16 protein-coding genes are annotated in these 17,080 nt (G+C 62.2%); 12 read left to right on the top strand and 4 right to left on the bottom strand.

Going from position 1 to position 17,080, the window contains the following annotated elements; all coding sequences use genetic code 11:
- Positions 1 to 62: 62 nt before the first annotated feature.
- The 4 genes from NO932_RS14775 to murQ are packed head-to-tail and all read right to left on the bottom strand — an operon-like array spanning position 63 to position 4,227.
- Positions 63 to 1,730 carry an ABC transporter substrate-binding protein gene (locus NO932_RS14775; protein ID WP_309208046.1) on the bottom strand — a complete coding sequence of 556 codons (1,668 nt, stop codon included), beginning with the start codon at positions 1,728 to 1,730 and terminating at the stop codon, positions 63 to 65.
- Between the two features lie 30 nt (positions 1,731 to 1,760).
- Positions 1,761 to 2,786, bottom strand: coding sequence for a glycoside hydrolase family 3 N-terminal domain-containing protein (locus NO932_RS14770; protein WP_309208045.1), 1,026 nt, complete (start codon positions 2,784 to 2,786; stop codon positions 1,761 to 1,763).
- A 2-nt stretch (positions 2,787 to 2,788) separates the two neighbouring features.
- Positions 2,789 to 3,280, bottom strand: a complete 492-nt coding sequence (locus tag NO932_RS14765; RefSeq protein ID WP_309208044.1) for a GNAT family N-acetyltransferase — start codon at positions 3,278 to 3,280, stop codon at positions 2,789 to 2,791.
- An 11-nt stretch (positions 3,281 to 3,291) separates the two neighbouring features.
- The gene (gene murQ, locus NO932_RS14760; RefSeq protein ID WP_309208043.1) at positions 3,292 to 4,227 is read right to left on the bottom strand and encodes an N-acetylmuramic acid 6-phosphate etherase; all 936 of its coding nucleotides are present in this window, start codon (positions 4,225 to 4,227) and stop codon (positions 3,292 to 3,294) included.
- A 189-nt stretch (positions 4,228 to 4,416) separates the two neighbouring features.
- Here murQ and NO932_RS14755 point away from each other — a divergent pair, with 189 nt between their 5' ends.
- The 12 genes from NO932_RS14755 to NO932_RS14700 all read left to right on the top strand — a co-directional run bounded on the left by NO932_RS14755 (position 4,417) and on the right by NO932_RS14700 (position 17,080).
- Positions 4,417 to 5,265 carry a MurR/RpiR family transcriptional regulator gene (locus tag NO932_RS14755; RefSeq protein ID WP_309208042.1) on the top strand — a complete coding sequence of 283 codons (849 nt, stop codon included), beginning with the start codon at positions 4,417 to 4,419 and terminating at the stop codon, positions 5,263 to 5,265.
- A gap of 151 nt (positions 5,266 to 5,416) precedes the next feature.
- Positions 5,417 to 6,481 (top strand): ABC transporter ATP-binding protein, encoded by a 1,065-nt coding sequence (locus NO932_RS14750; protein WP_309208041.1) that lies wholly within the window; start codon positions 5,417 to 5,419, stop codon positions 6,479 to 6,481.
- Between the two features lie 40 nt (positions 6,482 to 6,521).
- Positions 6,522 to 7,763 carry an extracellular solute-binding protein gene (locus tag NO932_RS14745; RefSeq protein ID WP_309208040.1) on the top strand — a complete coding sequence of 414 codons (1,242 nt, stop codon included), beginning with the start codon at positions 6,522 to 6,524 and terminating at the stop codon, positions 7,761 to 7,763.
- 75 nt (positions 7,764 to 7,838) lie between these two features.
- Entirely contained in the window at positions 7,839 to 8,759 is a 921-nt protein-coding gene (locus NO932_RS14740) for a sugar ABC transporter permease (RefSeq protein WP_309208039.1), read from the top strand.
- Complete coding sequence (locus tag NO932_RS14735) at positions 8,756 to 9,625, top strand: carbohydrate ABC transporter permease (RefSeq protein ID WP_309208038.1); 870 nt, start codon at positions 8,756 to 8,758, stop codon at positions 9,623 to 9,625. Before NO932_RS14740 ends, NO932_RS14735 begins: the two co-directional genes overlap by 4 nt.
- The gene (locus tag NO932_RS14730) at positions 9,622 to 10,287 is read left to right on the top strand and encodes a putative N-acetylmannosamine-6-phosphate 2-epimerase (protein WP_309208037.1); all 666 of its coding nucleotides are present in this window, start codon (positions 9,622 to 9,624) and stop codon (positions 10,285 to 10,287) included. Before NO932_RS14735 ends, NO932_RS14730 begins: the two co-directional genes overlap by 4 nt.
- On the top strand, positions 10,284 to 11,228 hold the full coding sequence (locus NO932_RS14725) for a BadF/BadG/BcrA/BcrD ATPase family protein (RefSeq protein ID WP_309208036.1): 945 nt from the start codon (positions 10,284 to 10,286) through the stop codon (positions 11,226 to 11,228). Before NO932_RS14730 ends, NO932_RS14725 begins: the two co-directional genes overlap by 4 nt.
- 112 nt (positions 11,229 to 11,340) lie before the next feature.
- Positions 11,341 to 12,378, top strand: coding sequence for a LacI family DNA-binding transcriptional regulator (locus tag NO932_RS14720; RefSeq protein WP_309211059.1), 1,038 nt, complete (start codon positions 11,341 to 11,343; stop codon positions 12,376 to 12,378).
- A gap of 3 nt (positions 12,379 to 12,381) precedes the next feature.
- Positions 12,382 to 13,992: an FAD-dependent oxidoreductase gene (locus NO932_RS14715; RefSeq protein ID WP_309208035.1), complete on the top strand. Its 1,611-nt coding sequence runs from the start codon at positions 12,382 to 12,384 to the stop codon at positions 13,990 to 13,992.
- A 35-nt stretch (positions 13,993 to 14,027) separates the two neighbouring features.
- Positions 14,028 to 15,293, top strand: coding sequence for a sugar ABC transporter substrate-binding protein (locus tag NO932_RS14710; RefSeq protein WP_309208034.1), 1,266 nt, complete (start codon positions 14,028 to 14,030; stop codon positions 15,291 to 15,293).
- A gap of 22 nt (positions 15,294 to 15,315) precedes the next feature.
- Positions 15,316 to 16,248, top strand: a complete 933-nt coding sequence (locus NO932_RS14705; protein WP_309208033.1) for a sugar ABC transporter permease — start codon at positions 15,316 to 15,318, stop codon at positions 16,246 to 16,248.
- Positions 16,238 to 17,080 carry a carbohydrate ABC transporter permease gene (locus NO932_RS14700; protein WP_309208032.1) on the top strand — a complete coding sequence of 281 codons (843 nt, stop codon included), beginning with the start codon at positions 16,238 to 16,240 and terminating at the stop codon, positions 17,078 to 17,080. The genes NO932_RS14705 and NO932_RS14700 overlap by 11 nt, the downstream gene beginning before the upstream one ends.

Here is a 17,080-nt window from a genome sequence, read left to right as displayed (position 1 = left end):
CGTTCTTTCCTCTTTTTGAAAGGAGGGTGCGCCCTTGGCGCATCCTCCGATGTCATTTCCGGTTACTGGGCCACCGGCTCGAGATCGAGCAATTGCAGGAGGCGGGACGGGTTGGCGTTGGAGACCACCGGGGAATATTTGGGGTCTTCAGCACTGGCCCAGCCCGTGAAGCGGCTGGTGTTGTACTGGTAGAAGGACGGGCTGTTGTAGACCGGGATGACCGGCATGGCCTCGGCCACGACCATCTGGATTTCGTCCATGATCGCCTTCTGTTCATCCGCGTCGCTGACCTGGGTGTACTGCCCCAAAAGCTCCATCAGCTCGGCATTTTCCCAATGGGGTGCAGAGAAGCGGCTTCTGCCGAAATCTTCGGGGTTAAAGGTGCGGATATAGGGGAAGTAGGGGTTTGCCGCCGACGCCAGGGCGTTGAGGGTCATCGAGTATTCGCCCGAGATCAATTCGGATGTCCAGACCGCGGCCTCGGGCGTGCTCATCTGCACGTTGAGGCCCGCTTCGGTGAGCGTTTCCATGGCGATCTGGACCGCGTCGATCCAGTCGGTCCAGCCATTGGGGACCATGATGTCGATGGCGATGGGGGTGCCATCGGGATTGTCGCGGAAGCCGTCGCCATCGGCGTCGACATAGCCGGATTCATCGAACAGGGCCAAGCCGGCATCCATATCGAAGCGGCCATATTGGCCGAACTGGGTCTCGACCTCCGGATTGGAGAACGAGGCATAGAGTTCGCCCAGCATGGAAGGATCTTCATTGACCAGCGGATAGCCATAACCGGCGATGTCGACGATGGTCTGGCGATCGATCAGCATGGACAGGGCGCGACGGAAATTGACGTCGTTGAAGGCTTTGCGGTTGTTTTCGTCCGGCGTCACCATCGAGAGCTGGAAGGACACAAGGCTGGACGGAGTGAACCAGTATTTGTGATGCTCCGGGTCCTCGGCAACGAAGGTGTTGTCGATATCGGGGATAAAGCTCGTCGCCCAATCGAGCGTGCCATTGGCAAGGGCAGCAAGCACCTGGGGATTGTCTGCGAGCTGGGGCAGGCGCATGCAATCGACGTCGAGATTGTCGGCATCCCAATAGTGCGGGTTGCGGCACTGCTCGTAGACTTGCGGGGTAAAGCGGGTGATCTCGGTTAGCGGGCCCGAGCCGACGGGGTTTTCATTGGCGAAGGTCACCGGGTCTTCGATTTCCGACCACACATGCTCGGGCACGATGGGCATGCCGACGATGGTGTTGGCGATCAGCGAATTGGGCTCGACAAGGTTGAAACGCACCGTGCGCTCATCGACCTTTTCCACCGACTCCACTTCGGCGGACACCGAGATGAAATCGAGCGCCGGATGCTGCCTGATGTAGTCGTAGGTAAAGACCACGTCGTCGGCGGTAAGATCTTCGCCATCGGACCATTTGAGGCCTTCGCGCAGGGTGAAGGTGATGGAATTGAGGTCATCGGCCAATTCGAAACTTTCCGCGAGGCGGAAGTGCGGCTCGTTGCCTTTGAGGCGGTTGAACACCACGAGTGGCTCGTAGATGAAATCGTGGGTGGTGTAGCGGGCCGATGTCTGGCTGAACGGATTGAAGTTCTGCACCCAGGTGGTGGTTTGTTCGGCGCTTACCGTCAGAACGTTCCCTTCGTCCTGTGCCAGGGCCGGGGCGGCCAGTGCGAGAACCGCGGCAGAGGCCGCTGTGGTCAACAAGGTCCTAAGCATTTCCCATTTCCTCCTTTGCTTGCCGGCGGTTCAAGCCAGGCCGGCGTCCGTAAAGATCTTTTCCACCTCCGCGTGGAGTTCCTTAACCTCCACCCGTTTGTTGCCCAGCCGCGACTGGGCTCTGGCAATCCGATCGAGGCTTTTGGCGCCAAGCGGGCGCGCGGCCCTCGCGGCAGCCTCGCTGGCGACCAGATCGCCCTGGCTATGGAGGGCGATGTCATAGCCGGCGTCGAGGGCGGCGCGGACCCGCTCGGGCCAAGTGCCCTTGAGCGCCTCCATGGTGAGGCAATCGGTGACGATAACGCCATCATAGCCCAGATCGCTGCGGATGAAGTCGCAGACGATGGGGGAAACCGAAGCTGGGCGCTCCGGATCGAGCCTTGTGAAAATGAGATGGGCGACCATGGCCCAGGGCGAGGCGTGTTTGAGCGCCACGAAGGGGCGGAAATCGGTCTCGCGCATATCCTCGATCGGCGCGTCGACCACCGGGCAATCGAAATGGGGGTCGACGGTCACGCGGCCATAGCCGGGGATGTGCTTCATGATGGGCATGGAGTCGACCTCGAGCATGGCTTCGATGACCACACGGCCCAGTGTCGTGACCAGTTCGGGATCGTCGCCCAAGGCGCGCTGGCCGATCACGTCATGGGTGCCTTTGCGCGCCAGATCGACCACTGGGGTGGTGCCGCTGCCAATGCCCAGCTCGGCCATCATCGTGCCCATGGCGAGACTCGAGAGGCTTAGGGCGTGCCGGGCGAGGTCCAGATCTTTTCGCGCCAGCGCGCCGAAGCTGCCCAGGCTGCGGAACAACGGCCAGTTGCCATTGTCGAGTCGCTGAACCCTGCCGCCTTCCTGGTCGATATAGACCGGGGCGTCCTCGCGACCCACAGCTTCGCGGAATTGGGCACAGAGGCGCTTGATCTGCTCGGGATTGTCGAGATTGCGCTTGAAAAGGAACAGCCCGAAGGGGTTGGTTTCGCGGAAGAAGGCGATTTCATCGGGCGAGAGTTCAAGGCCGGGCATTCCGACGAAAAGCGCGAGAGGGGGCGAGGCCATGGTCAGTTTTCCGCCTCCGGCTTTGGCTTGATGCGCAAAAGGCCCTGATAGATATCTTCATTGTCTGACGGGATGGGCATGGCGCCCGCCGCGTTGACGTAGAAATCCACAGGACCGGCCGAGCCGATTATCGCATAGGCATAGCCCTGGGCCTTCATGGCCACCAGCGTGTGATAGAAAAGCGCCAGCCCTATGCCCTTGCCGCGCTGGGATTCGGAGACGCCGGTGGGGCCGAAAAAACCGCGCGCAGTGGCGTCGTGACAGGCAAAGCCCACAAGTTCGCCATCGATCACCGCGACGAGACAGCCTGGGGGCTGGTGCGCCATGGCGGCACTGACTTCGCTGACCCAATATTCGCTGAAATGGGTGCGCACCCAGTCCTTTATGATGTGCTGCTCGGGAGGCAGGGCGGTGCGGATGGTGGCCTCAACGGCTTCGGCGCGCTGGCGCAGTTCGTTGAGCTTGCGGCCATAGAGATTGACGAGCAAATCCATGGCCTTCCCCCTTAGCTCGCCGCGCGCGGCTGATGTTGAGCGGCGGCCCGGCGGAGGAAACCATCGGCCTCGATCAGCGCCGCTTCGCCCGCCTTGGCGTCGAGGCCGGTGAGGGCCATGAGGATGGCGAGTTTCACGTTGTTGTTGCTCTGGGCGAGATAGTTTTCGGCTTCCTCGGGGGTGCAGTTGGTTGCCTCGACCAGGATGCGCGTGGCGCGGGCAGCAAGTTTTTCGTTGCTGACCGAGAGATCGACCATCAGGTTTTCGTACGATTTGCCGATGCGGATCATGCTGGCTGTGGTCAGCATATTGAGCACCAGCTTCTGGGCCGTTCCCGACTTGAGGCGGGTCGAACCGGTAAGGGCCTCGGGGCCGACCACGGGGGATATGGCGATATCGGCCATGCGGGCGATGACCGAATCAGGATTGCACGAGAGCGCCACGGTGGTGGCACCGATGCCGGCGGCGTAATCGAGCCCGCCGATGACGTAGGGGGTGCGTCCGCTGACGGCGATGCCGACCACCACGTCCTTTGCCGAAACTTCGACGCGTTCGAGATCGCGGCGGCCTTCGCCACGATCATCTTCCGCGCCTTCGATCGGGTAGCGCAAGGCGCGGTCGCCGCCGGCGATCAGACCAACGACCATGCCTTCGGGAACGCCGAAGGTCGGGGGGCATTCGGACGCATCGAGTACGCCCAGCCGTCCGCTGGTGCCGGCGCCCATATAGATGAGGCGGCCGCCGGCCTTGAAGGCCTCGACGATCTTGTCGACGGCCGCGCCGATATGGGGGAGTTCGGTTTCGACCGCCCGGGAAACCTTGGCGTCCTCGGCATTCATCGCAGCCAGGATCTCGTTGGTCGACATGAGATCGATCTGCATCGTGGCCGGGTTCCTGGCCTCCGAAACCAGTTGCCCCAGCTCGGCCATCAGAACGCTTTTTGCCATGCTTCCCTCATGCAGTTTCGCGCTTGGATGCTAGGAGCGATTATTCCAAGTGTCAACGAAATGCGGAATATTGTATTCCTAATTGGTGCGCGCCGGTGCACAATGGGTGGAAGACCGTGCCGGTGGGGAGGTGCCAACGCGATGGCCGTTGGCGGCGAATCCGGTTACCGGCATCGCGAGGGAAAAGGCATGTCGATACTCAAAGCTCTCAGCGCTCAGCTCGATACCCTGACGACGGCCGATCGACAGATCGCCCAGTTCATCATCGATCATCCCAATGAGATGCTGGCCATGTCCTCGGCGGCGCTGGCCCAGGCCACGGGGCGCAGCCAATCGAGCGTTGTCAAGTTCAGCCAAAAGCTTGGCTATGGCGGATATCAGCAGCTCAAGCTGGCGGTGAACAAGGCCAAGGCGCTGGAATGGCAGACGCCGGGCGGGGTCATCCATGGCACGATCGACGCCAGCGACAGCTACATGACGATCCTGCAAAAGCTGATCGGATCGAAGCTTTTGTCCATGCGCGAAACGTCGGCCGCCAACAACGAGCACACCATCGACGCAGCGCTGGAGGCCCTGGGTAGCGCGAGAAAGATCCAGCTTGCGGGCGTTGGGGCGTCATCGCTGGTGGCGCGGGATTTCTCCTACAAGCTTTTAAAGCTCGGCCGTTCGGTGCTGATGGACAGCGATAGCCATATTCAGATTGCCAACGCGTCCGGGCTCAACGGTGCCGATGTGCTGCTGGCGCTCTCCCATTCGGGACGGAGTCTTGAAACGCTGCGCATTGCCGAACTGGCCAAGCGGCGCGGGGCGCGGCTGATCTCGGTGACCGGGCTGCAGCCCAACCCATTGCTCGAGATGGCCGACATCCACCTGTTCACCGTCGCCGACGAGGAGCGGGTGCGCTCTTCGGCCATCACCTCGCGCGATGCGCAACTGATGCTGATGGACATGCTGTTCATCATGCTGTTGCGGCGCCAGGCCGATTCCCATGACTATATCCACAACAGCGAAACCGCCGTGACCGTGCTCAAGACTTAAGGGCGCGGGGGCTTGGCCTGGGCGGAGGTTTCGCATCTGTCGATCCTGACGGTTTTGTAATATTCTATTCTTGACACTGGCAGTTTTTGGAATTCAGTATTCCGTCGTCCGCGCCTCGGAGGGGCGGGACAAGACCACCAAAGGAGGAATTTTGGCTCAGCTCTCGCTCCGCGGCATCAAGAAGCGCTTCCGGGATACCGAGGTGCTGCATGGCATCGATCTCGAAATCGGGGATCGGGAGTTCGTGGTGTTCGTCGGCCCATCGGGTTGCGGCAAGTCCACGCTGCTGCGGCTGATCGCGGGACTCGATCCGATCACCGAGGGTGAGTTTTTCCTCAATGGCCAGCGCATGAACGAAGTGCCGCCCTCGCGGCGCGGGATTGCCATGGTATTCCAGTCCTATGCGCTTTATCCGCATATGGACGTCTATGAGAACATGGCGTTCGGCGCCCGGCTTATGGGCCTTCCCAAGGAGGAGGTCGAAGCGCGCATCGCCGAGGCAGCGCGCATGCTGCAACTCGAGCCGCTTCTGCAGCGCAAGCCGCGAGAACTTTCGGGCGGGCAGCGCCAGCGTGTTGCCATCGGGCGCGCCCTGGTGCGCAAGCCGCAGGTATTTCTGCTCGACGAGCCGCTCTCCAATCTCGATGCGGCGTTGCGCTCCGAAGTGCGGCTGGAGATCGCCCGCCTTCATCGCCAGATCGGCGGCACCATGATCTATGTCACCCACGACCAGGTCGAGGCGATGACTTTGGCCGACAAGATCGTTGTAATGAATGCGGGGCGCATCGAGCAGGTGGGCTCACCGCGCGAGCTTTACGAGACGCCGGCCAACACGTTCGTTGCGACTTTCATCGGTTCGCCGCGTATGACGCTCATCGATGTGGAGGGCGAGGGAAATCGCCTTGGAATGCAGGGTGGCGGGGCCTTGATCGTCGATAGCCGCCCCGGCGCCGGCGCAATCAAGCTGGGCGTGCGCTCGGACGCGGTCCGGCTGGCGCGCGGGCAGGGCGGCGAGGGCTTTGCTGGGCAGGTGGTCTACACCGAATACCTTGGCGAAAACGCCTATGTCTATGTGCGGCTGGCCGATGGCACGCTGCTTGCGGCCCGGACCGCACCCAATGAAAGCTACGCGCCCGACGAGAAAGTGACGATGGATGTCGCGCCGGGCGCCGCGCATTTCTTTTCCGCCGAGGATGGCCGGCGGTTGGCCCCTTAGGGCTCAAGACATGTCCATGCCAACAAAGAGAGGGAACACCATGACAACCAACACGATCCGTATTGGCGCTGCCCTGGCCGCAATGGTCACGGCTGCCCCGGCACTGGCCCAGGATTTGACGTTCTGGAGCTGGCGGCAGGAGGACCGCGCCGCCTATGAGCAGTTCATCGAAGCGTTCGAGGCGGCCAATCCCGATATCTCGGTCACTTTCGAGACGTTCGAGGCAACCAACTACAACACGATCCTTTCCACCGCCCTGGCGGGCGGCACGGGGCCGGACGTGATGATGGTGCGCGCCTATGGCGGGCTCGAAAACGTTGCGACGGCCGGCTATCTCGAGCCGCTGTCGGAAGAAAACGTCCCGGCGCTGGCCGATTTCGCCGAGCCGGCGCTGGCGGCCGAAAGCGTGCGCGAGGACGGACAGATCTATGCCGTTCCCTTTGCCAGCCAGACCCAGCTCGTGATCTACAACAAGGCGATTTTCGATGCCAACGGGCTCGAGGAACCCCAGACCTGGGAAGAGCTGGTGGCGTTGAGCCAGACGCTCAAGGACGCCGGGATCATCCCCTTTGCCAACGGCACGGCGACGGCATGGCAGAACGAAACGGTGACCTTTGGGCTGGGCTCTTCGCTGATGGGCTCGGACTTTTACGACGACCTGATGGCGGGTGAAGCCGACTTCACCGATGAGCGCTTCACCAGCGCTCTGGCGGCGGTCAACGATCTCGCCCAGGAGTATTTCCCCGACGGCTTTATCGGGCTCGACTACCCATCCGCGCAGCAATTGTTCGCTTCGGGCATGGCCGGCATGTTCATCGGCGGCTCGTATGAGCTTGCGACCTTCGAGGGCCTCAACCCCGAAATCGAGATGGGCGTATTTGCAGCGCCGGGCGAGACGGCCGAGGACGAAAAGCTCGTGGGCCTCTATTTTGATGGCGGCTATGCGGTCAACGCCGCCAGCCCCAACAAGGAAGCCGCGATCACTTTCGTCAACTATCTCGCCAGCCAGGAGTTCGGGCAAGCCTTTGCCAATACGCTCAACAACATCTCCGCTGTTCCGGGCGTGAGCTTTGACAATCCGCTGCTGGCCGAGGTCAATGAACTCAACCAGAGCTCGATCCCCTATTTGATGCTGGTGCACTTCCGCTATGGCGAGCCCTCGGGCTCGGTGCTGATCCAGAGCGAAATGCAGAAGCTGTTCGCCGGCGAAACCACGCCGGAGGCCATCGGCGAGGCGCTGACCACCGGCCTTGCCGCCTGGTACGAGCCGTTCCAGGACTAAGGTTGTCTGCCTGGTCCCTTCCCGCGTGCGGGGAGGGACCATCTTCTAAACCACAAGCGCGAAGCGAAACGCTCAATGCCCCAACTCAGGATGACCGGACGCGGCCTCTGGATCACCGTGCTCATCGTGCCGCCCCTGGTGTTCGTGGCGCTATTCATCGTCTACCCGATCATCTCGGCCTTCGCTTACGCGTTTTTCGACTGGCAGGGCCTGCGGCGCGGCGCGTTCGTGGGGTTCGAAAATTTCCATACGGTGTTGTTCGTCGAACCCTACCGTAGCTGGACGATCAACGCCTTCAGCCACAACGTCATCGTGTTCTTCGCGCTGATGGTGCTCCAGAACGGGGTGGGGTTCATCATGGCCTACGCGCTCTGGCGCGAGCTGCCCGGTGCCCGCTTTCACCGGATTGCGGTGTTCCTGCCCGTGGTGCTCTCGACCATCATCGTGGCCTATCTCTTCAAGCTGTTCCTGCACCCGCTGTTTGGCGTGGTGAACATCAGCCTGCGCGGCATCGGGCTCGATTGGCTCGCCCAGCCCTGGCTGGGGCAGAGTTCGACCGCGCTTTGGTCGCTGATCATCGCGCAGGCCTGGCACATGGTGGGGTTTCCCACGCTGGTGTTCCTGGCCGGCATGCAGCGCATTCCCGGCGAAATTCTCGATGCCGTACGCATGGAGACAGAGAGCGAATGGGTGAAGATCTCCAGGATCGTCTGGCCGCTTGTCGCGCCCAGCGCCACCATCGTCTTCACGCTGCTGTTCGTGGGGGCGTTCAACTGGTTCGAACTGCCCTATATCATGGCCGGACTTGACGGATCGCCCTATGGGTCAACCGACGTTCTGGGGCTTTATTTCTATCGCACGGCATTCGGCAACGTTTCCTCCGGGCAGCAGGATTTCGGGCTGGGCAGCGCGCTGGCGGTGCTGATCTTCATCTTCATTGCCGCCGTTGCCACGGTTATCACCGTGCGGCTGCGGGCTCGGGAGATCCAGGTATGACCGTCGCTTCCGCTTCGACGAGCTATTACGAGCGCCGCGGGCTGCTGGGGACGCTCGGACGCGACGGGCTGTTGCAGATCATCCTTGTCGCCAACACCATCATCATGCTGGCGCCGATCGTCATCATGGTGTTTTCGGCCTTCAAGACCACACCGCAGATTTTCCAATCCCCGTTCTCGATCCCCGATTTCACCAACATCGAGAACTTCGTGAAAATCTGGACGCAGACAAATTTTCTGCGCTACCTGCTCAACTCGTTCCTCGTGACCGGCGCCTCGATGGTGCTGATCCTGACGCTGGGCACCATGGCTGCCTATGCCATCGGGCGCTACCAGTTCACCGGCTCGACCTTTATTTTGATGTTCTTTCTGGCCGGGCTGACGCTGCCATTGAAGCTCGCCATCATTCCGCTGTTCATGCTGATGCGGGATCTTTCGATCCTCAACAACCAGCTTTCGCTGATCTTCGTCTATACGGCGATGGGCCTGCCCACGACGGTCTTCATCATGACCGGTTTCATACGCACGCTGCCCAGCGAACTCGAGGACGCGGCGCGGATGGATGGGGCGAGCGAGGCGCGCATCATGTGGTCGATCATGCTGCCGCTGGTGCGCCCGGCGATGGTGATCGCGGGCATCCAGAACGTGGTGCCGATCTGGAACGACTTCTTTTTTCCGCTGGTCTTCATCCAGAACGACGACCTCAAGACCCTGCCGCAGGGGCTGACCACCTTCATGGGCGAATATACCACCGATTGGGGGGTGCTGTTTTCCGGGCTCACGCTGTCGGCGGCACCGATCATCCTGATCTATATAGTGCTCTCCAGGCAATTCATCGCCGGCATGACCTCGGGTGCCGTGAAGTGAAGCTTGAAAAGGGTCTCATCGTTTCGTGTCAGGCGCGGGCCGACAATCCCCTGCACGGCCCGAACTTCATGGGCGCCATGGCGCTCGCCGCGCGGGACGGGGGCGCCGTGGCGATCCGGGCCAACGGCCCGGACGACATCCGTGCCGTCAAAGCTGCCGGGCTGCCGGTGATCGGGATACACAAGGTCTTTTCGGACCAATACCCGGTCTACATCACGCCCGATTTCGCCGCGGCCGAGGCGATTGTTGCGGCAGGGGCGGAAATCGTGGGGCTGGACTGCACCGAACGGCCGCGCGACGGCGAGGCACCGCAAATGCTCATCCGGCGCATTCGAGAGGAACTGGGCGCTGAGGTCTTTGCGGACGTCTCCACGCTGGCAGAGGGGCTTGCGACTGCCGATTGGGGCGCGACCTATGTGGCGACTACGCTTTCCGGCTATACCGAGGCCACCGAGCCCAAGCCGGAATTACCTGACCTGGCGCTGCTCGAAGCCCTGGCGGCGAGGTTGGATGTTCCAGTCGTTGCCGAAGGGCGGTACAACACGCCGCAACTGGTGCGCCAGGCATTCGGGGCAGGCGCCCATGCGGTAGTCGTGGGAACCATGATCACCAATCCGCGTGAAATCACGCGCATGTTCGTGCGTGACGGCGTGCCGTCATGAGCCGACGGGTTCATCTCGGGCTTGATGTCGGCGGCACGGCCAGCCGCTGGGTTGCGTCCGATGATGGCGGGGAGGTGCTGGCGCGCGGCCAGGCGGGCGGCGCGACAGGGCATATCTTCAATCCCGCCGAGAAGGAGCGCCTGTCTTTGGCGCTTGGCGCGATCGGCAAATCTCTCGCGGAGGCGGGGCTGGCGGCGAAGAGTCTGACCGCCGGCATTACTGGTTATGGCAGCGCGGTGGCCGTCGACGTGAAGGTTCTTGCGGGCCAGGTGCTCGGTATCGAACCCGATGCCATCACCATCATGGATGACATCGTTCTCGCCTATGTCGCCAATTTCGCTCCGGGAGAGGGTCATCTGGTGGCAGCCGGCACCGGGTCGGTGGGTTTGCACATCGCGCAGGATGGCAGCTTCGTTCGGGTTGGCGGAAGGGGCATTCTTATTGACGATGCCGGATCTGGGAGCTGGATCGCGCTCAAGGCCCTCGACCAGATATATCGTATCCTGGATCACACAGGTTCTTTCGCGGGAGCCGAAGCGCTGGCCGAGCAGATGTTCGCAGAGATCGGCGGCAATAGGTGGCACGATGTGCGCCAGTTCATCTATGCCGGAGACCGGGGCCGCATCGGGAGCCTGGCGGTTGCCGTGGCGCGGGCGGCGGAGGCGGGCGATGAGACGGCCCTGGCCATCTTGCGACAGGCCGGTGGCGAGCTTGCGGAATTGGCCAAGGCCATGCGGAGCCGGGTCGGGGAGCGTCCCATCCGGTTTGTCGGCGGCGTGCTGCAATTGCATCCTGTTATCCTCGGCGAAATCAACCGCTGCCTCGACCGCCATGACGTGCGCAGCGCCAATGCGGATGCCGCGCTGGCGGCGGCGCAGCTTAGGGCAGGGCGGCATCAGGCCTGGAACGAGGTGTTGGCGGTCACCTCGTCGCTCGCCTAGGTCGCAAGCGCGCATAGCTCCCACAATCTCCATCACACTGAGCCTTGACAGTGCGCAAATGCGTTGCTAATACGCATAACTAATACGTATTAGCGCATGTTGGAGGAGGGCGCTGATGGCGGTGAAGCGCCTTACCCAGAAAGATATCGCGCGGCTGGCCGGGGTCAGCCAGGCCACCGTGTCGCTGGTGCTCAACGGGACGGACGAGGACAGCCGGCGCATACCGGAGCAGACGCGGGCGCGTATTCAGGAGGTGATCGCCCGCACGGGCTATGTCGCCGATCCCGTGGCGCGCCGCATGGTCAAGGGGCGCAACAATATCCTTGGCGTCTTTACCTACGAGCCGGCTTTCCCTTCGGCGCAGGCGGACTTTTTCGGACCGTTCCTGTTCGGCATCGAAGAGGCGGCGCAGGAGCGCGGCTACGACCTGCTGCTGATGACTGCGGCTGCGCGAGGACGTGACGGTCGCAAGAAGATTTTCGACGAAACCAACCGTCTGCGTCTGGCCGATGGCTGCATCGTTTTGGGGCGGAGCTTCGATCAAGAGGAGTTGACGCGGCTGGTGGCGGGGGATTTTCCCTTCGTCGCGGTGGGGCGCCGCAACGATGCGGGTGGGCCGGTACCCTATGTCGGCGCGGACTATGCCGCTGCGACGGGGGATCTGGTGACGCTGGCATATGGCCATGGGCATCGCGCCTTTGCCTATGTCGGCCCGGACGAGGGTGCGGAATCGACAGTCGATCGCTGGCGCGGGTTTTCCGGGGCATTGGAACGCCCGGCGGAACTGGTCCGGCATTGGCCCGAGGTCGGCAGCGATCCGCAGGCTGTGCTCAAGGCGGTGCGCGAGGCGGGGGCCACGGTGACGTTTTTCACCGAACTGGCCGACGCCATTCCATTCCGGCGCGCGGCGATTGCCGAGGGTCTATCTGTGCCGGGCGACATGTCGGTCGTCGTCCTGGGCAGCCATCTGCGCCCCGGTGTGACGGGAACGAACTTTACGGCCTATGCCATCCCCCGCGAGGAAATGGGCCGGCGCGCGACGCTCGCGCTGGTCGATCAGCTCGAAGGCCATGGCGGCATCGAGCAAACCCTTCTCTCCTGTGAACGGGTCGAGGGCGAAACGCTCGGGCCCATAAAGACCAATGAGTGAGTTGTGAAAGACTATTCAGCAGATATCGCGATCATCGGTGGTGGATTGGGTGGTGTCGCTGCGGCGCTCGCCGCGCTGCGTTCGGGCCGCAAGGTTGTGCTCACCGAGGAATATGACTGGATCGGCGGGCAGATGACCAGTCAGGCGGTGCCCTCGGACGAGCATTCCTGGATCGAGCAGATGGGCGGCAGCCGAACGTTCCGAAATCTGCGCACTGCTATCCGCCAGTTCTATCGCGATCACTATCCGCTCAACGAAGCTGCCCGCAATTGGGGCGATCTCAATCCCGGTGCCGGCTGGGTGAGCCGCATGTGCGTCGAACCCCGCGTGCCGCTGGCGGTGATGGAAGCCTGGCTCACGCCCTATATCGGGGCAGGGCGCCTCAAGCTCCTCAAACCCTATAAACCCGTCGCCGCAGAGATGGATGGCGATCGGGTGCGGGCGGTGACGCTCAGGCACAAGCACAGCGGCGACAAGATCGTCGTTTCCGCCCGCTATGTGATCGACGCCACCGAACTGGGCGACCTCCTGCCGCTCACGGGAACCGAATACGTCACCGGCTTTGAAAGCCAGGCGCAGACGGGAGAACCATCGGCGCCCTCGGAAGCCCAGCCCCAGAACCAGCAGGCGGTGTCCATCTGCTTTGCCATCGATCACGTGGACGGCGACCAGACGATCGATAAGCCCGAGAACTACGATTACTGGCGGTCGGTGCAGCCCGATTTCTGGGGCGGACCGCTTATCGGGTTCAAGGCGCCGCATCCGCGGACGCTGGAGATCACCGAGCGCAGCTTTACGCCCAATCCCGATGACGATCCGCTGCTGGTCGATGCCGACCAGCGCCGCAATGCGGGGGACGCTAACCTGTGGACTTTCCGCCGCATCGCTGCGCGGCGCAACTTCGTGCCGGGAGCCTACGAGTCCGACATCTGCCTCGTCAATTGGCCGATGATCGACTATTTCGAGGCGCCGATCATCGATTGCACCGAGGACGAATACGAATATCGGCTCAAGCGGGCCGCTGAACTTTCCTATGCGGTCTTCTACTGGCTGCAGACCGAGGCGCCGCGCGTCGATGGCGGGCAGGGCTTTCCGGGGCTGCGTCTGCGGGGCGACGTGACCGGCACCGAACATGGGCTCGCCATGGCGCCCTATATCCGCGAAAGCCGCCGCATCAAGGCGGTGACCACCATCGTCGAGCAGGATCTTTCCTACGCCGTGCGCGGAGAGGCGGGAGCCGTCCATTATCGCGACAGCGTCGGCACCGGCATGTACCGGATCGATCTGCACCCGTCGACCGGTGGGGACAATTACATCGACGTGCCCTCGTGCCCGTTCGAAATTCCGCTCGGAGCGCTGCTGCCGCGCGAGCGCTCGAATCTGTTGCCGGCGGGCAAGACCATCGGGACCACCCACATCACCAATGGCTGCTACCGGCTCCATCCGGTCGAGTGGAACATCGGCGAAGTCGCCGGCCTGCTTGCCGTCTACTGCCTCGATACCGAGACGACACCGCATGCCGTGCAGGCGGACGATCGCCAGCTCGAGGACTTCCAGGGCCTGCTTCACCGCGAGGGGGTGGAGATCCGCTGGCCCGAAATCCGGGGATACTGACCCCACGCGAACATCGATATCCAGAGGAGGAAACAATGACATCGATGAATACGCTCAAATCGACGACGGCGCTGGCTGGCCTGATTCTGCCGCTGGCCGCCGGCCCGGTTCTGGCGCAGGATCAGATCGATCTGCGCATGACCATCTGGAGCGCCAACGAGGCGCATCTGGCGATGTTCAACGAGATCGCCGCCGGCTTTACCGAAACTCACCCCAATGTCTCGGTGACTTTCGATTCCCTGCCGTTCGACAACTACACGACGACGCTGACCACCCAAATCGCCGGCGGCAACGCGCCCGACTTGGCCTGGATTTTGGAAACCAGCGCCGCCGACTTCGTCAATTCCGGTGCGCTGGCACCCCTGAGCGAAGCCTTCGCCAATGCCGAAGGTTACGATCTCGATGACGTCACCGAGCAGGCGACGGCGCTCTGGCGCGCCAATGGCGAGCTCTATGCCTATCCGTTCTCGACCTCGCCCTTTGCCATGTTCGTCAACAACGATCTCATTGCCGAGGCCGGGGCGCAAACGCCGGCCGAATTTATCGAAGCAGGCGATTGGACCTGGGAGAACGCGATCGAGACCGCAGCGGCGGTCGGCGCCAACGGTGCCGATGGGCTGATCGTACGCGATTTCAACTATCAGATCTGGCAAAACCTTGCTTCGATCTGGCGCGGCTGGGGTGCATCGCCCTGGAGCGCGGACGGAAACACCTGCACCTTCGCCGAACCGGAAATGGTCGAGGCGATGAGCTTCATCCACGACGCCATCTTCAACAAGGGCGCCATGCCTGGGCCGGGCGAAAGCGTCGATTTCTTCGCCGGCGATGCTGCGATGACCATCACCCAGATCTCCCGCGCCTCTCTTCTGCCGCAGGGTGAGGATGCGTTCGATTGGGACCTTGTGCCGCTTCCGGCCGGGCCGGCGGGCGAATACGCCGTGATCGGGCAGGCGGGTATCGGCGTCTTCCAGATGGGCGACAATGTGGACATGGCGGTGGAATTCCTCGCCTATATGTCGAACCCTGAAAACAGCGCCAAGCTCGCCCAGTTCTTCCCGCCGGCGCGCCAGAGCCTGCTCAATGCCGAGACGCTGGGGGAAACCAACCCGCTGCTCTCGCCAGAGCAGATCGAAAGCGTCGTGATTGCAGGCATTGCGAACGGCCAGGTTCTGCCGGGGCATGAAGGCTTTGCCGAAATCCAGCAGGTGGTGCGAGCCGAACTCGATGCGCTCTGGACCGCGGACGCCGATGTTCAGGCGGTGCTGACCTCGGTCTGCAACCGCATCGCACCGATGCTCTGATCTGGTTGTCGGGAACACGCCAATGACCGTCGCGGCACAATCATCATCAACCGGCAAGACGCGCAAGCGGCACTTCTGGACGATGGAGCGCCGCGACGCTCTGGCCGGCTATCTGTTCATCGCTCCGCAACTGATCGGGATCATCACCTTCGTTTTGATCCCGCTGGGGCTGGTGTTCTGGTACTCGCTGCACGAATGGAACGTTTTGGCGCAAACGTTCCGGTTCCAGGGCCTGGGCAATTACCAGGCGCTGTTGAGCGATCCCGGCCTGCCGCAGGTGCTCGGTGCCACCGTACTGTTTTCGGTGGGCCTCGTCGTCTTCAACATGTCGCTGGCGCTGCTGCTGGCAGTGCTTTTGGACCAGAAGCTCAAGGGCATCACGGTTTACCGGACACTGTTTTTCTCGCCGGTCGTCGTCTCGCTCGTCGCCTGGACCATCGTGTGGAGCTTTCTGCTTCAGAACAATGGCGGCATCAACGCCATTCTGGCGCTGTTCGGAGTCGAGGGGCCGAATTGGCTGCGGGAACCGACCACGGCGATGATTTCGGTGATCGTCGTACAGGTGTTCAAGAATGTGGGGCTCAACATGATCCTTTTTCTCGCCGCGCTGCAGGGCGTGCCGCGGGAACTTTACGAGGCGGCGCGGGTCGATGGAACGCCGGCATGGGCGCAGTTCACACGCATCACCATGCCGATGATCAGCCCGACCATTCTGCTGACTTCGATCATCACCATCGTGGGATCGCTCCAGGTCTTCGCCCAGATCGCGGTTCTTACCCAGGGCGGGCCGGGAATGTCGACGACGGTGCTCGTCTATTACCTCTACCAGCAGGCCTTCCAGTTCCACAAATTCGGCTATGGCGCGACGCTCTCGATTCTGTTGTTCCTGATCGTCGCGGCTCTGACCTTCGCCCAATGGCAGATGCGCCGGAGGCTCGTCTTCTATGAAAACTGATCTCTCGCCGGCGATGAAGGTCGTGGTCTACGGACTGATGACGGTACTGCTCATCCCCTTCGTCTTTCCGACCTGGTGGATGGTCACCTCTTCGGTCAAGCCGATCTCGGACATTTTTGCCTTTCCGCCTGAAATCGTACCCCGGCGGGTCGATCTTTCGACCTATGCGCAGGTGTTCGAGCTGCAGCCATTTGCGCAGCAGTACTGGAACTCGGCCTATATCGCGGCGCTGGTGACGGCAGGGACGATGCTGTTCTCCTCGATGGCGGGCTACGCTTTCGCGCGCATCCGCTTTCCCTTCGCCAATACCCTGTTCATGGTGGTGCTGCTCGGTCTCTTGATCCCTGCCGAGGTCACCATCGTGCCGCTGTTCCAGATGTTTCTGGGCTGGGACATGATCAACACTCATTGGCCGCTGATCCTGGTGCCGATCTTCGGGGCGCCCTCGGTGTTCGCGACTTTCGTCATGCGTCAGTTCTTTATCGCGCTGCCAAAGGAACTCGAGGAAGCGGCGCGGGTCGATGGGCTGGGACGGTTCAAGATCTTCTGGACCATCGCGTTGCCGCTGGCGCGGCCGGCGCTGGGGGCGGTGGCGATCTTCACCTTCCTCCATTCATGGAATCTCTATCTCGAGCCGATCGTGTTCCTGTCTTCACCCGAATTATTCACGCTTCCCCAGGCGCTGACCCAGTTCACCGACGCCTATGGCGGGGCAATGTGGAACATCCAGCTTGCGGCGGCCACAATGACCGCCATCCCCGTGCTCATCGTTTTCATCATCGCCCAGCGCCAGTTCGTTGAGGGGCTGGCTCATACCGGTCTCAAGGGTTGA

Source organism: Pelagibacterium sp. 26DY04 (assembly GCF_031202305.1).
GTDB lineage: Bacteria > Pseudomonadota > Alphaproteobacteria > Rhizobiales > Devosiaceae > Pelagibacterium.
Note: the sequence above shows the minus strand (reverse complement) of the source record. Positions and strands in the feature narration are given on the sequence as shown.

Excerpts from the sequence above, each read along its gene's own strand:
- murQ (WP_309208043.1), bottom strand. The coding sequence starts at position 4,227 with ATGGCAAAAAGCGTTCTGATGGCCGAGCTGGGGCAACTGGTTTCGGAG.
- NO932_RS14725 (WP_309208036.1), top strand. The coding sequence starts at position 10,284 with ATGAGCCGACGGGTTCATCTCGGGCTTGATGTCGGCGGCACGGCCAGC.
- NO932_RS14710 (WP_309208034.1), top strand. The coding sequence starts at position 14,028 with ATGACATCGATGAATACGCTCAAATCGACGACGGCGCTGGCTGGCCTG.
- NO932_RS14745 (WP_309208040.1), top strand. The coding sequence starts at position 6,522 with ATGACAACCAACACGATCCGTATTGGCGCTGCCCTGGCCGCAATGGTC.
- NO932_RS14700 (WP_309208032.1), top strand. The coding sequence starts at position 16,238 with ATGAAAACTGATCTCTCGCCGGCGATGAAGGTCGTGGTCTACGGACTG.
- NO932_RS14705 (WP_309208033.1), top strand. The coding sequence starts at position 15,316 with ATGACCGTCGCGGCACAATCATCATCAACCGGCAAGACGCGCAAGCGG.
- NO932_RS14765 (WP_309208044.1), bottom strand. The coding sequence starts at position 3,280 with ATGGATTTGCTCGTCAATCTCTATGGCCGCAAGCTCAACGAACTGCGC.
- NO932_RS14740 (WP_309208039.1), top strand. The coding sequence starts at position 7,839 with ATGCCCCAACTCAGGATGACCGGACGCGGCCTCTGGATCACCGTGCTC.
- NO932_RS14735 (WP_309208038.1), top strand. The coding sequence starts at position 8,756 with ATGACCGTCGCTTCCGCTTCGACGAGCTATTACGAGCGCCGCGGGCTG.
- NO932_RS14775 (WP_309208046.1), bottom strand. The coding sequence starts at position 1,730 with ATGCTTAGGACCTTGTTGACCACAGCGGCCTCTGCCGCGGTTCTCGCA.
- NO932_RS14755 (WP_309208042.1), top strand. The coding sequence starts at position 4,417 with ATGTCGATACTCAAAGCTCTCAGCGCTCAGCTCGATACCCTGACGACG.
- NO932_RS14770 (WP_309208045.1), bottom strand. The coding sequence starts at position 2,786 with ATGGCCTCGCCCCCTCTCGCGCTTTTCGTCGGAATGCCCGGCCTTGAA.